Source organism: Roseateles sp. (assembly GCF_052436255.1).
GTDB lineage: Bacteria > Pseudomonadota > Gammaproteobacteria > Burkholderiales > Burkholderiaceae_C > Pelomonas.
Genome location: NZ_JBQVNP010000022.1, coordinates 21,272 through 34,949, shown reverse-complemented (window position 1 = coordinate 34,949; position 13,678 = coordinate 21,272). Strand labels below are relative to the sequence as shown.

The 13,678-nt window shown below is 66.8% G+C and carries 9 protein-coding genes; 3 read left to right on the top strand and 6 right to left on the bottom strand.

The features are described from left to right. The first annotated feature begins 57 nt into the window (after positions 1–57). Positions 58–252, top strand: a complete 195-nt coding sequence (locus ACT6S0_RS07780; protein ID WP_444763326.1) for an addiction module protein — start codon at positions 58–60, stop codon at positions 250–252. A 7-nt stretch (positions 253–259) separates the two neighbouring features. On the opposite strand, the gene ACT6S0_RS07775 is transcribed toward ACT6S0_RS07780, so the two are convergent. The 5 genes from ACT6S0_RS07775 to ACT6S0_RS07755 all read right to left on the bottom strand — a co-directional run bounded on the left by ACT6S0_RS07775 (position 260) and on the right by ACT6S0_RS07755 (position 9,293). Continuing rightward, positions 260–637 (bottom strand): DUF7668 domain-containing protein, encoded by a 378-nt coding sequence (locus tag ACT6S0_RS07775; RefSeq protein ID WP_444763336.1) that lies wholly within the window; start codon positions 635–637, stop codon positions 260–262. Between the two features lie 5 nt (positions 638–642). Beyond that, a complete protein-coding gene (locus ACT6S0_RS07770; RefSeq protein WP_444763325.1) occupies positions 643–4,398 on the bottom strand; it encodes an RHS repeat-associated core domain-containing protein in 3,756 nt (1,251 codons plus the stop codon). Between the two features lie 32 nt (positions 4,399–4,430). Further along, on the bottom strand, positions 4,431–5,297 hold the full coding sequence (locus ACT6S0_RS07765; protein ID WP_444763324.1) for a hypothetical protein: 867 nt from the start codon (positions 5,295–5,297) through the stop codon (positions 4,431–4,433). 553 nt (positions 5,298–5,850) lie between these two features. Next, the gene (locus ACT6S0_RS07760) at positions 5,851–7,683 is read right to left on the bottom strand and encodes a glycoside hydrolase family 13 protein (RefSeq protein WP_444763323.1); all 1,833 of its coding nucleotides are present in this window, start codon (positions 7,681–7,683) and stop codon (positions 5,851–5,853) included. Further along, positions 7,680–9,293 carry an alpha-amylase family glycosyl hydrolase gene (locus ACT6S0_RS07755; RefSeq protein ID WP_444763322.1) on the bottom strand — a complete coding sequence of 538 codons (1,614 nt, stop codon included), beginning with the start codon at positions 9,291–9,293 and terminating at the stop codon, positions 7,680–7,682. Before ACT6S0_RS07755 ends, ACT6S0_RS07760 begins: the two co-directional genes overlap by 4 nt. 172 nt (positions 9,294–9,465) lie before the next feature. Here ACT6S0_RS07755 and pulA point away from each other — a divergent pair, with 172 nt between their 5' ends. Both pulA and ACT6S0_RS07745 read left to right on the top strand, forming a co-directional pair. Further along, positions 9,466–12,171 carry a pullulanase-type alpha-1,6-glucosidase gene (gene pulA, locus ACT6S0_RS07750; protein WP_444763321.1) on the top strand — a complete coding sequence of 902 codons (2,706 nt, stop codon included), beginning with the start codon at positions 9,466–9,468 and terminating at the stop codon, positions 12,169–12,171. A gap of 97 nt (positions 12,172–12,268) precedes the next feature. After that, positions 12,269–12,955, top strand: coding sequence for a PEP-CTERM sorting domain-containing protein (locus ACT6S0_RS07745; RefSeq protein WP_444763320.1), 687 nt, complete (start codon positions 12,269–12,271; stop codon positions 12,953–12,955). Between the two features lie 152 nt (positions 12,956–13,107). On the opposite strand, the gene ACT6S0_RS07740 is transcribed toward ACT6S0_RS07745, so the two are convergent. Continuing rightward, positions 13,108–13,671 carry a PEP-CTERM sorting domain-containing protein gene (locus tag ACT6S0_RS07740; protein ID WP_444763319.1) on the bottom strand — a complete coding sequence of 188 codons (564 nt, stop codon included), beginning with the start codon at positions 13,669–13,671 and terminating at the stop codon, positions 13,108–13,110. Positions 13,672–13,678 lie beyond the last annotated feature (7 nt).

Below are 13,678 nucleotides of genomic sequence, written 5' to 3'. Positions count from 1 at the left end.
GCGGCACCCGGGTGGGTCGCCGGCGTAGACGGCCTTTCGTGGTTTCAGGAGTGCCGAATGTCTGACCTTGTTGCCGAACTGTCTGCCCAAGCGCATGCGCTGCCTCCGGAAGAGCGTGCACGCCTTGCCGAAGAGCTGCTGGCCAGCCTCGATCCTCGCGATGCCGAGGTCGAGGCTGCGTGGGACGAGGAGCTTCGTCGCCGAATCGAAGAGGTCGAGCGCGGTTCGGTTCAACTGATCCTTGCGCAGTAGCTTATTGCTACGGGACGTGAATCCCGAGGACCTCAAAGCTAAAGCTTGAGCCTGCCTCTCTTACCCGAGCAGACAGTACCAAGTCGCTCGAGCCCTCCTCCTCCGTGTACAGATCGACGAGGAGATCCCAGTAGTTCCCCATCCATTGACACACGGAGGTGCTCCACGTTGCTTCGGGCAAGGCTGCCAACGTCGCACCATACGACGCGATGTTTTCTTCGATCTGTCTTGCGACGCTTTCACTCAGTGTTGGCACATTCGGCATTCTCAAGGAGAGTCCGAAGTCACCATTCCTAAAACTGTGCACTATTGCAGCAAGCGTCTCACGCCAGACAGTCGGAACTGGACGCGGCCCGCTCGCGTCCTTAAATACGTCGATTGCCATAATCATCAATCAGGTTTTCTTCCGTGAATCTTTGCGTGACAGTCGAGACAAACTTCCGCATGGTTGTCTGAGTTGGTCTTGCCGCCATCTGCATGACGCTGTTTGTGGTGACCGGCCGAATTTGCGTCATCAATCTTTGTGCCGCATCCGTTCGCACACTGGCCTCCTTGCTCAGCGCGCTTGGCTTCGCGCTGAGCAGGCGTAAATAGTCTTTGAGGATCTCGCTCTGCTTTTGGGACAGTCCCTGGACCTGTCGGCACATGCGGCAATGTTGCCTTTGTCGCATCTGTCACCTTGTCAACAGTTTTAAGGATTTTGGCTGGGCCTAGGTCCACCACCAACATCGCCGCTGCCATGGCGAGCTGGCCCTTTGCCGCGTACTCCGCTGAGTTAACACCAGGGACCATGCCCAGCATGAAGCTAGCAGCCATGCGTTGGCCAGACGTCGCCTCGCTGTGCGTCATCCCCTTTGGGTCGGCCCAGGTCTTCATCTCGGTTTCGCGACCGTCGGGGTCAGTGGCGTTAACCGGATCATTCCGCACATAGGCGTACAGATTGAGCTGATCCTCATACCCCACCGGATCGGTCGCTAAAAACCGCCCGATCACCGGATCGTGGTAACGCGCCTGCATGTAGGTCAGCCCCGTGGCCGCGTCCTGCACATGGCCGGTGTAGCCGGGCTGGTTGGCGTTGCCGGCGGGGCGCAGCAGCGGCTGGCCGTACGGCGTGTAGGTCTCCCGCCAACTGATCGCGCCGCTGGCATTGCTCGCCGCCACCGGGCTGCCCAGATGATCGGCATGGGTGTATTCGGGACTCGCCCCGTTGGTCAGCCGCACGGCCAGCGGTCCTACGGCGAGGTAGTCGATCACCTTGCCGTCGCTGACCTCGTCGCGCAGGATCACCGAGCCGCCCAGCGCCGAGTACACGCTGTACACCGTCTTGCCGCCGGCCACGGACTTCACACGCTTGCCGTTGCCGTCGTAAACATAGCTGGCGCTGGTGGCGCCGCCGATGGCCACCGGCTGGTTCGAGAAGTCGTAGGCGAAGGTGAGCGGGCCCACCGTGGTCGCGTTGCCGTGGGCGTCGTAGGCGTAGGGGCGATGGATGCCCGCATCGTTGGCCGACGCCACCCGGTTCGTCGCGTCGTAGGCCACCGAGATGGCGCGGCTGCCCAGGGTCTGCGCGCGCAGGTTGTCCAGCGCGTCGTAGGTGAAACTGCCGCTGCCCCAGGGCCCGTTGGCCGCCACCAGCCGGCCCTTGGCGTCGTAGCCGAAGCCGCGGCTTCCCGCAGCATCGACGTGGTCCGTGATCGATGTCAACTGGCCGCGGACGTCGTAGGCGTGGCTGCGCGACAGGGCGGTGGGGCCGCCCGAGCGCGCGGTAGACAGCGCCAGCGGACGCTGGCGCGCGTCGAGGGACTGCGAGAACACCTGACCATTGCCGAAGTTGCCGGCCCCCACCAGGCCGTTGGGATGCCAGGCGACGCCGTGGACGTAGCTGGACCCGCCGGCCGTGAGGGCGCTCGCCCGGCCCAAAACATCGGGCGCAAAACTCACGGCGGTGCCGCCGGCCCGGGTACGCGAGGCCAGGTGGCCGCCCGCGGTGTAGCCGTAATCGAACTGGTAGCTGCGCCCGTCGATCGACAGCGTCTCACGCGCCAACTGGTCCAGGGCGTTGTAGAGGTAGCCCCAGTTCACGCCGCCGCGCGACACCGAGGCCTTGTTGCCGTTGGCGTCGTACGTGACCGCGATATCCGGCGTGGTCGAGGGGAAGTCGGTGAAGGCGAGCCGCCCACGGGCGTCGTAGGTGTACGCGGTGCGGATCGAACTCGACGGGGTGGTGCAACCCGTGGCCGGCGCCTCGCCGCGCGAGCTGAACTGCAGACGGTCCATCGCGTCGTAGGTGAACAGCTCATCGCCGAACTCCGGCGCGCGGTGCCGGCACAGCCGCAGGCCCGTGTCGTACCAGAACTGGCGCGTGACGCCGGCCGAGTAGCCGTTCTGCGTACCGGACTGCGTGAGCTGGGTCACGTTGCCGAAGATGTCGCGGCTGGTGGCCGTCACGGCGCCGAGCGCGTCGATGACCTGCATCACTTCCGGCTTGGCCGGCGTGCCGAATGCGCGGTGGGTGGCGATCGTCAGCGCGCCGGTGGGATCGGTCACCCGGGTCTGGCCACCCGCCAGGTATTGGGTGGTGGTGTTCGCGTACGGGGCGACCGTTTCGGTGCTGGTGACCACCCGGCCCAGCGCATCGAACGTGGTGTTGACCCCTGCCGTCGGCGACGCCGATGTCGAGGGCCACGACTTGAAGGTTTCGCGGCCGAAAGCGTCGAAGGTGGAGCGATCGTAGATCGGCGTTACCGAGGCGTCGGTTGCATCCCGCTTCACGAGCGTCGGCCTCAGCATGGCGTCGTAGAAAACCGTCGTTCGCTGGGCACCGCGAATGCTGACCGCCTGCAGCGCGCTGCCGTATCCCGAGTAGCTCGTTGTCGTGCCGTGGAAACCGCTCGGTCGATAGACCGAGGTCATCCAACCCATCAGGTTGTAGTCGAAGCCGGTGGTGATGCCGCGGCCGTCGGTCTCGCTGGTCACCCAGCCGTTGTTGTCCACCACGCGGCTGATGCTTGTGCCGTCAGGGCGACCCACGGTTTGCGGCTTGCCGCGCTTCCAGTTCGACAGCGTGTAGCTGTTGTTCAGTGCGTCGGCATAGGTCGAGACCATGCCTTGCTGTCCAGCACTCGTGTGATAGGTATAGCTTCCCTTCAACGTGCCGAATCGGCTGTGGGTCTGCACGCGGCGTAGCGAGTCGTAGGTGTAGGAATCGAACAGCTTGCCGTTGCGGGTCTCGCTGGTGGGCAAGGCGACGATCCACAGCGCCTTGTCGTGCAGGTACGCGGTTGAAGTGAGCCGCGACAACCCGGGTGCGGTGGTTGAAGTCTCGGTCACCTGCGTGGGGTGGCCGAAGCTGTATGTGGGCGACGAGAAGCTGCTGTCGTAGACGAAGTCTGTGGAGTAGGCGTTGCTGCCGTCGCGGACGATAGTGATCTGGGATGGCCGGATCTTGACGAACCCGGCGAGCGGGCCCATCGCCGCGAATGAATATCCTGGCCAGTCCTCGATCGCGTATGTGTAGGACGTGGTCTCCTGCGGCGCTGAGCCACTGCTCTGGCGGATATCCTTGCGCAGTAGCTTGCCGCCGAGCAAGCCGCTGAACTGCCAGCGGTGGTGATACTGGATCACCGAGTTGTCGGGCTGCACGACGGTGGTCGTATTGGTCGGGTCGGCAGCCGACGAGCCGGGCGGGCCGCCGTCGAATTCGTACTGAAACGCCCAGGTCGCTGTCGCTATGCCTGGGCCTTGGAGTTGTTTGGACACGACCGAGATAGTGTCGATCTGCGCCGTCACCCAAGCGGGGTTCGCCGGACCCGGCGGCGAACTCTCGCCATTCGGGCAGTCGAAGATCTGCTGCATCACCTCGTTCAATCCCATGCGGTGGCGCACCTCCGCAAGCTGGAACGTCCCGGTCACGCCATAGGGGTGGGTGACCGTGATCGGGCTGGGGTAGCTGTCGCACTCGCCTGGCGTCGGCTCCTGGAACAGATCGTCAAGATTGAACGTCCAGGCACGACCGTCGGGCTGCGTCACGGATCCGAGCGACTGGATGTTGATGGCGGTACCACCCTCCCAGAACGGCTTGCTGCCATAGGTGTTGCGGTACGAATAAGTCCAAGTGCGGGCATTTCCCGTCGGGTTTGCCGTCACCTGCGCAACCAGCTTCGAGCTGCCGCTGTACGTCAGCGTGATCTCGCGCCCGTCGTTGGCGTGGTGTAGCGGACCCAGTTGCCGTTGACGTCCGTGACCTCGGTGGCAGCCAGGATGCTCTTGGTGCGCGGTGTGCCGGTCGACTTGGAAGACATCAACACGCCCAACGGCCGGAACGGCAGGTTGATGTAGCGGTCGAACCGGTACTTCATGCCGTTGGGGGCGTGACCCAGCAGCCCCTGTCCACCATCCTGCGCCGTGATGCACGTGAAGTACCAGTTCTCCGCAGTCGAGTACTTGCGGTCGGCAGGCCATTGCGCGCCCTGCGGCAACTCAAGGATCTGCTGGGCGGCTTGTCCCGGCACCTCCAGCTTCACGCCATTGGAATAGTCTGAAGCCTGCAAGTACTGCCCTTGGGGGCTGTAGACCACGGGGAAGCTGGTGGCGTACGAGTTGCTGCATCGCGAGCCCGTCCAGCCCGCGGTGCGGGTGACGACCACAATGCGCGGGACCTGGTATTCCCAGTTGCCGAACTCGGCGTTGACGCCTTCGCCATACAGGTATCCCTGGGACACGCGGCGGCGTACGGACACGTCCAGCCTCGAGTTGCCCGGCAGCACCACGTCCGTGTGTTCGAAGACGATGGCACCCGTGTCGGGGTCGATCTGGTCACCGAGCAGGTCGGGGCCGAACGCAGTGAGGCGCTGCTCCGCGTTCATGCGCTGCTCCCACTCGATCCACGGCTCGCCGCTCTGGGTGTTGGTGCTCTGTTGCTGCGGCGGCTTGCGAGTTTTGGGTTGCTCAGGTTTGGCCGGAGGCGAGCCGCTCTGCGCGATGGCTGCCAGGGGTAGCGCCAGCGCAGCCAGAACGCTACACAAGGTGTTGATGAGTCGCTTCATTTGTTGTCGCTCCCTTGGCGCACGTTGGGGCCCGGCCCGGCCGAAGACGAATCGATGCACAGGGGTTGGCGATAGGCCGTTCAGTTTCGAGCCCTCCCTGCGTGCCGCTGCGGTGACTGTGTGTTTTTTCGCGGCGACGCCGGATGCTCTCACGGCGGCCCAGGAGCTAACGGTGAGTTTCTCGGTATTGACAACGACCCATCTCTCGGTATTTGCGCCGGACGAGCTTGGGCCGCTGCTCGGCGTGCTCTCGCAGGGTTCGGCCTGGTAGGCCTTAGATGGGCGCTGCGAGCTGCAGCAGTAGTGGGTCGCCGGCGCAAGTCGCGGCCAGGGCGTGGCCTGCCGCTGCGGTACTTTCGAGGCCCGCGCCCGCACGAGCGGTTGCCGCAGTTCCTACCTGACCACGTGGAGCTTCCAGGTGCCTGATTTCTGTCGTCGTCGTGGCTACATGGTGAGCGCGGAGATCACCCACTATTGCGCCGGCAGCCAATTCCTGATGCTCTGAGCCGAGGGGTTGGCGTGCACCAAACGCAGCCGCCGCCGAAGCTGGCGGTCAGCGGTCCACCGAGAGGATCAGCGGGCTGCGTGACGGCACGCTCAGCCGCTCGCCCAGCGTGAGGACCGCACCGCCGAGCTCATCGCGAGCACGCTGCCCGGGTTTAATGCGCTCGCCGAACCGCAAGACGTCCAGCTCCACCGGTTTGTCGTTCTTGTTCAGCACCACCATCACCGTGCGCTGGTCGTCGTAGCGGAAGAACACATAGACGCCCTCCAGCGGCGCGTACTGCATCAGGGCGCCGTCGTGGATGACGGTGGCGGTCTTGCGCCAGGTGAACAGGCGCCGCACCCAGTCCCGCATGTCGCGCTGCTCGGCCATGAGACCGGCGCCGGTGAAGGCATTGACCTTGTCGCCCGCCCAGCCGCCGGGCATGTCGGCGCGCACGCGGCCGTCGTCGCGCTCGACGGGGCTCTGCATCAGGATCTCGCTGCCGTAGAACAGCTGCGGGATGCGCCGCGTCGTCGCCAGATAGGCCAGCGCCAGCTTGGTCAGGCCGACGTCGTTCTTCAGCAGCGAGAACAGCCGCGGCGTGTCGTGGTTGCCTTCAAAAAGCACCAGGTTGGCCGGGTCGGCGTAGACGAAGTCGTGCGCCAGCCCTTCGTAGAGCTTGGTCAGGCCGGTGTGCGCACCGTCCGGCTCGGTCAGCGCCGCCAGCAGGTTGGCCTGCAGAGGGAAGTCCATCATGCTCGGCGCATGCGACACGTAGCCGTCATGGTTCTTCTTGCCGCGCTGCCAGTAGGCGACGACGGCCGGGTGGGGGCTCCATTCCTCGCCGACGATGTTCAGGCGCGGGTACTCCTGCATCACGCGGGCCGACCAGCGGGCCAGGAAGTCACGGTCGGAGTACGAGTAGGTGTCGGTGCGGATGCCGGACAGGCCGAAGCGTTCGATCCACCACAGCGTCTTCTGGATCAGGTAGTTGGCCAGCTCCGGCCGGCGCTGGTTCAGGTCGGGCATGCCGGGCACGAACCAGCCGTCGGTGAAGCGCTTCCTGTCTTGCGCCGACGCATACGGGTCCTGCAGCGTCAGGCGGGCGTGGTGGGTCTCCGTGTACTGGGGCCAGGCGTTGACCCAGTCCGGTGCCGGCAGGTCCTTCATCCACCAGTGCCCGCTGCCGATGTGGTTGAGCACGACGTCATGGATGACGCCGAGGCCCTGGGCCCTTGCCTCGGCCACGAAGGCGCCGAAGTCGTCGTTGCTGCCAAAGCGCGGGTCGATGCGATAGAAGTCGGTCGCCGCATAGCCGTGATAGCTGTACCTGGCGCTGTTGTTCTCCACCAGCGGCGTCGGCCAGACCTGCGTGAAGCCCAGCCCGGCGATGTAGCCCAGGTGCTGGCGCATGCCGGCCAGGTCGCCGCCATGGCGGCCGCCCTGATCGGCGCGGTCGAGGCCTTCCTGCATGTCGGCCTGCCTGCCGCTGCCACCTTGGGCAAAGCGGTCGGGCACGACGAGATAGATCGCGTCCTTGGGCCCGAAGCCCTGGCGCTCGGCCGAGCCGGGCGCGCGGGCCAGCAGCGGGTAGCGCAGCGTCTGGCCGGCCACATCCAGCAGCAGTTCACCCGGCTTGGCATCGGGCGCGATGTCGAGGTCGACGAACAGGTAGTTGGCGCTCGCCGCGCGGTGGCTGCCCTTGAGCGTCACGCCGGGGTAGGGCGCCAGCACGGGTCGGGCATCGGCAACGCCGGTGCCGTGCAGCATCAGCTGCAGCGAGGTGTCGCGCATGCCGACCCACCAGTTCGGCGGTTCGACGCGGTGGGAAGGCTCGGCGGCCAGGGTGGCGGGCAGGCTCATCAGCAGGGCGGTGGCAAGGGTGATCACGGCTTTCATCGCGCTTCCAATCGATAGACGCGCACGGACAACGGCGGCAGCGTCGCGCGCGCCGGGCCGGCCTTGGGGTAGAGGGGCAGGGCACGCGCCGGCAGGTTCAGCGCAGCTGGCGTGTCGCCGTAGTTGATGGCCACCAGCACACGCTCCTTGCCGTGCACGCGCTGGAAGGTCCACAGCTGGCCGTCGACCTTGTCGGCCTCGTAGCGGCCGAGCGTCAGCGCGCCCGACGCATGGCGCAGCGCAATCAGCTCGCGGTAGAAGTTGAACAGCGAGGCCGGGTCGCGCTGCTGGCTCGCGGCGTTGTGGCGGCTGCGGTTCAGCGACAGCGGGCGGAAGGGCTGGGCATTCGTCGTGAAGCCGCCTGGGCCGCGGTTGTCGGGCGTCCAGCTCATCGGCGCACGCAGCGGCGCATCGTCTTCGGGGCCCGTGCCTTGGATGCCGGCCTGGCCGATCTCCTCGCCGTAGTAGACGAAGGGCGTGCCCGGCAGCAGCAGGTAGCTGGCCGCAGCCAGCCGGTAGCGCGCCTCGTCGCCACGCAACTGGTCCCACACGCGCGGGCCGGTGAAGATGTCGTGGTTGTGCAGGAAGGTCGCCATCGTCGGCGCCATGGCGCGGTAATAGTCGGCCACCTTCTGCACGGCCGCGGCGTCGCCCTTGGCGGCCTTGACGATCTCATAGTTCTGGTTGAACGCGAAGGCGCCGCCGCACAGGCCCGGCTCGCCATAGGCGATGGGCTCGGCGGTGGCCTCGCAGACGACATAGCGGCTCGGGTAGCTCTTGATGAGGTCCTGGAAGCGCTTGGTCAGCACGCGGCTTTCGGGCTGGTCGTTCCAGTCCTTGGCGTTGTTCTCGATCAGGTGCGGCACGGCATCGAGCCGGTAGCCGTCCAGGCCGCGGTTGAGCCAGAAGCGCAGGCTGTCCTCGTGGTACTGCACCACGGCGGGGTTGCGCAGGTTGAAGTCGGGCATGTGGGGCCCGAAGGTGCCGAAGTAGATGTCCGGCGAGCCGGGCTGGAAGGGCGGCAGGTCCTTCAGCGCGCCCGTCCAGGTCCAGGGCTGGGTGGCGGCGTCATACCAGGGCAGCTTGCCCCAGATGTCCCACCCGGGCCCGGGGTTGGTGTTCCAGACGAACCAGCTGCGCCAGGGGCTGTTGCGGTCCGCCACGGCATGCTGGAAGGGCGGGAACTGCCAGGAGGCGTGGTTGATGACGTAGTCCATGACGATGCCGATGCCGCGCTGGTGCGCTTCGCGGACCAGCTCATCGAAGTCCGCCAGCGTGCCGTACTGGGGCTCGATGGTGCGGAAGTCGGTCGTCGCGTAGCCGTGGTCGTGGTCGGAGCTGGCGGTGATGGGCATCAGCCAGATGCCGCTGATGCCGAGCTTCTTCAGATAGTCCAGCCGGCTGGTGAGGCCGCGCAGGTCGCCGATGCCGTCGCCATCGCCGTCCTGGTAGCCGCGCACGAAGATTTCCATGAAGACGCCGTGCTGCCAGTGTGAAGGCAGGCCGCTGCTGCGGGCTTGGGCGACCACGGGGCGGGTGTCGATGTCGGTTTGGGCGTCCGATGCACCGGCGAGAGCCAGCGCAAGGGTGAGCAGAAGTTGCTTGGACATGGGATCGGCAGAGATGGGGTGCCGGCTTTGAAATCATCTCCGGCGGCCGTTGGTGTAATCAAACTACTCGACGTCACAACAAGCATACCGGCTATTCTGCAGAGGCAACCACGGTGATTTCCAATGGATGTAGTTTTGCTACTATCTTCGGAGCAACAATAGGAGGCCTGCGATGCCAACCCGTTCCACACTCTTAGCGCTGCTGGCCCTGAGCCTGATGGCCGCTGCGGCGCACGCCGATGACCTGCAGGCCTGCGATGCGGAAGTGCCGGTACCCGCGGCCGCGGCCAAGGCACTCGCCGAGGCTTATTGGCTGGATGCGCGCACTGTGCAGTGGCCGGGCTTGAAGCTGCAGGCGGGCGAGCGCGTGCGTTTGCACCGCGCCCGGGCGGCGGGGCTGCGGGCGGGGCCCGGCGAATTGGTGGCCGGTGCCGAGGGCGTAATCGACCTCGCGCCGAGCGGGGCGGCGCTGCCGACGCAGTTCCGCTTCATCGGCGACGGGCCGCGCTTGGCGCTGCCCGCGGCGACGGACGTGGCCGCGCTGCTGCGCGAACAGCTGCTGCTGGTGCATGAGGCCGCGGATGGCCGCGTCATCGCGGCCACGGGCCTGCAGCTTCCCGGCGCGCTGGACGATCTCTATGCAGCGGCCGAAGGCGTCGGCGATCTCGGCGCCCATCCGGGCAAGTCAAGCACGCGCTTCGCCGTCTGGGCGCCGACGGCGCAGCGCCTGCTGCTGTGTCGCTACGCCGGCGTGGAGTCGCCCGCCATCGCCGCTGACGCGATGCGCCTTGACGCCGCCACCGGCGTCTGGCGTGCCGAGTTGCCCGGCGACCTGAGCGGCCAGGCCTATCGCTATCTCGTCGACGTCGTCACGCCCACGCAGGGCCGCGTGCGCAACCTCGTCACCGATCCCTATGCCGTTGCGCTGACGGCCGATTCGCAGCGCAGCGTCGTGGCGGATCTGTCATCTGCTGCGCTCAAGCCGCGCGGCTGGGATGCCGCCAAGCGCCCGGACCGCGTCAAGGCAGCGACCGACCAGCTCATCTACGAGCTGCATGTGCGCGACTTCTCCATCGGCGACCTGACCGTGCGTCCGGCCTGGCGCGGTAAATACCTCGCCTTCACCGAAGCCGCGTCCCACGGCATGAAGCATCTCAAGGCGCTGTCCAAAGCCGGCATGACGGACGTGCACCTGCTGCCGGTCTTCGACCTGGCCAGCGTGCCCGAACGCGACTGCAAGACGCCGGCCGTGCCCAAGGCGCCGCCCGACGGCGAGGCCCAACAGGCCGCCGTCATGGCCGTGGCTGCTGAAGACTGCTTCAACTGGGGCTACGACCCGTGGCACTTCAATGCGCCTGAAGGCAGCTTCAGCAGCTTGCCCACCGACCCGTTCAAGCGCATCGTCGAGTTCCGCCAGATGGTCATGGCATTGCACAAGGCCGGGCTGCGCGTGGGCATGGACATGGTCTACAACCACATGACCGCCGCCGGCCAGCATCCGAAATCGGTACTGGACCGCCTGGTGCCGGGCTACTACCACCGCCTCAATGCCAAGGGCGAGGTCGAGCGCTCGACCTGCTGCGACAACACGGCCACCGAGCACCGCATGATGGCCAAGCTGATGATCGATTCGGCAGCCCTGTGGGTGCGCGAATACAAGATCGACTCGATGCGCTTCGACCTGATGGGCCACCAGCCGCGCGACGCGATGCAGCGGCTGCAAAAGCGCGTGGACGCCGAAGCCGGCCGGCCTGTGCAGCTGCTGGGCGAGGGCTGGAACTTCGGCGAAGTGGCCAATGGCGCGCGCTTCGTGCAGGCCTCGCAACTGTCGTTGAACGGCAGCGGCATCGGGTCCTTCAGCGACCGCGGCCGCGACGCCGCGCGCGGCGGCAGCGCCGGTGAGGGCGGCGACGACAGCGTGCGCCGCCAGGGCTGGCTCAACGGCCTGGTCTACGCGCCGAATGCGCTCGCCAACGCGAGCCGGGAGGAACTGCTGACCGCCGCCGACATGATCCGCGTCGGCCTGGCCGGCTCGCTGCGCAGCTACGAGCTGACGACCTGGCGCGGCGAGAAGAAGCGGTTGGACGCCATCCCCTACGGTGACCAGCCGGCCGGCTTCGCGTCGGAGCCCGGCGAGGTCGTCAACTATGTCGAGAACCACGACAACCAGACGCTGTTCGACGTCAATGCGCTAAAGCTGCCGCTGGCGAGCAGCCGCGAGGACCGCGCCCGCGTGCAGATGCTGGGTGCCGCGCTCGTCGCCTTCAGCCAGGGCATCGCCTATTTCCATGCCGGCCAGGACATCCTGCGCAGCAAGAGCATGGATCGCAACAGCTACGACAGTGGCGACTGGTTCAACCGGCTGGACTGGACCTACCAGACCAACCACTTCGGCACCGGCCTGCCACCCAGGCAGGACAACTTCGGCAAGGATGGGCGCGACTGGGCGCTGGCCCGCGAGCGTCTGGTCGATGCGTCGATCGCACCCCGCCCGGCCGAGATCGCCTGGGCGCGCGATGTGTTCCGCGATCTGCTCAGGATTCGCGCCGGCACGCTGCTGCTGCGGCTGACCAGCGCGGCCGAGATCCGCAAGCGCGTCAGTTTTCCCGGCGGCGGCGCGGGCCAGAACCCGGTGCTGATCGCGACGCGCATCGACGGCGCCGGCCTGCCCGGTGCAGGCTTCAAGGCCATGATGACCTTGATGAACGCCGCGCCCACGGCCCAGACGTTGGCGCTACCGGAGGAAGCCGGCGCGCGCTGGGTACTACACCCGGTGCAGCGTCAGGGCGCCGATGCCCGCGTGCGGCGCGAGGCGCGCGCGTGGAAGGGGCGCTTCGAGGTGCCCGCGCGCAGCGCTGTCGTCTTCGTCCAGGACTGACGTCGGGACGGCCCCGCGAATGCGGGGGCGTCGAATGAGCCGGATCGCCAGCCGCTCCTGCGTCAGAAAGGGTCATCCACTTTTCCGTGAGACCCTCATGACCGTTTATTTGCGCACTGTTCCTGCCTGCCGAGCCCGCCTGCTGCCGGCGGCAGCCTGCCTTCTCACCGCCGCAGCCCTGCTGGGCCCTCGGGCGCATGCCACCGTGAGCAGCGTGCCTAACGGTGCGCTCACAGGCGGCACTTACGATTTCTCGGCACTCGCCCCTGGGGCCTACACCTCGTTCACCGGGCAGGTGGGCGGCGTCAGCTTCCTGGCCAGTGCGCTCTACGACGGCGGCGACGCGCGCCTGGTGCGCAGTTCACCCGCCAACTACGGTCCCGGCTTCTGGTGGGGCGACCACCTGCTGTTTGCCAGCGGCATCGAAGGACTGCGGCTGGACTTCGGCGCGCCGCTTGGTGCCTTCGGCATCGGGGCCATCGGCAACATCACGGGCGGTTACGCCATCACGGTCTCGCTGTTCGATGGCGACACGCTACTGGGCAGCCTGTCGGCAGGCGGCGTGGCGGGCTGGCAAGGCAACACCGGCGTCACCTTCGTGGCGGCGCAGTCGACCCAGGCGTTTGATCGCGTGGAAGTCCGCGGTCCGGCCTATGGCTTCGCCACCAACGGTTTCGTGATGGCGCCTGCGGCGCCGGTCCCTGAACCTGCATCAGTGCTGATGATGGCCGTCGGTGGGCTGGCCCTGTGGCTGGATGGACGCCGGCGCCGCTTGGCGCATTGAGCTGCAGCGGATCGCTCTCCACGACGCTTGCCGGTTTGTGCACCTAGATGTCTGTCTTCTTGCAGATGTCGTCGAGTGGCGATTTGCAACTGGGAGGTGGGTCGCACGCGATTCCCCACTGGCGCCAGCAGGGCCGCAAGGCTGAGCTGGCCTCAGTGACGGCGTGCGCGGCGTGCTGCGGCGCCGACGAGGGCCAGGCCTGCCAGCGCCAGGCCGAGGCCGGCGGGCTCCGGCACCGGCGTGACGTCAAAGCTGAGGCTGCCGGACAGCCACTGTCCTTCGGCCACGTTGAGGCCGAAGTCCTTGAAGCCCTCGCTGAACTCGATGCGCAACTTGCCGTCGGCGCCTGCGGCAATGCCCAGGCCGGTCAGGTCCAGGGAGCCGGCATAGCTGCCGCTGTCACTGAAGCCGTCGAGGGCGTCGGGGGCGAAGGTGAAGGCAGGGCCGCTGGCGCTGCCGAAGCTGACCTGCATGTCCGACAGGCTGCTGGGGGCGAGAGCGTTCAGCGTGACGGCCCAGTTCAGCGAATTCAGCATGGTGCCCGCGCCGACGTCGATGAGCCAGACCGTGTTGCCGGCCTCGTCCGGCAGGTTGATGCTTTGTGCGCCGCTGACGTCGACGACGACGGTGGCGGCGTTGGCGGCATTGGCGGCAAAGCCCGCCAAACCAGCCACAGCGAGTGCGGCCGCGGCGGCGAGGTGGTGGAGCTGCTTCATGGGGAGG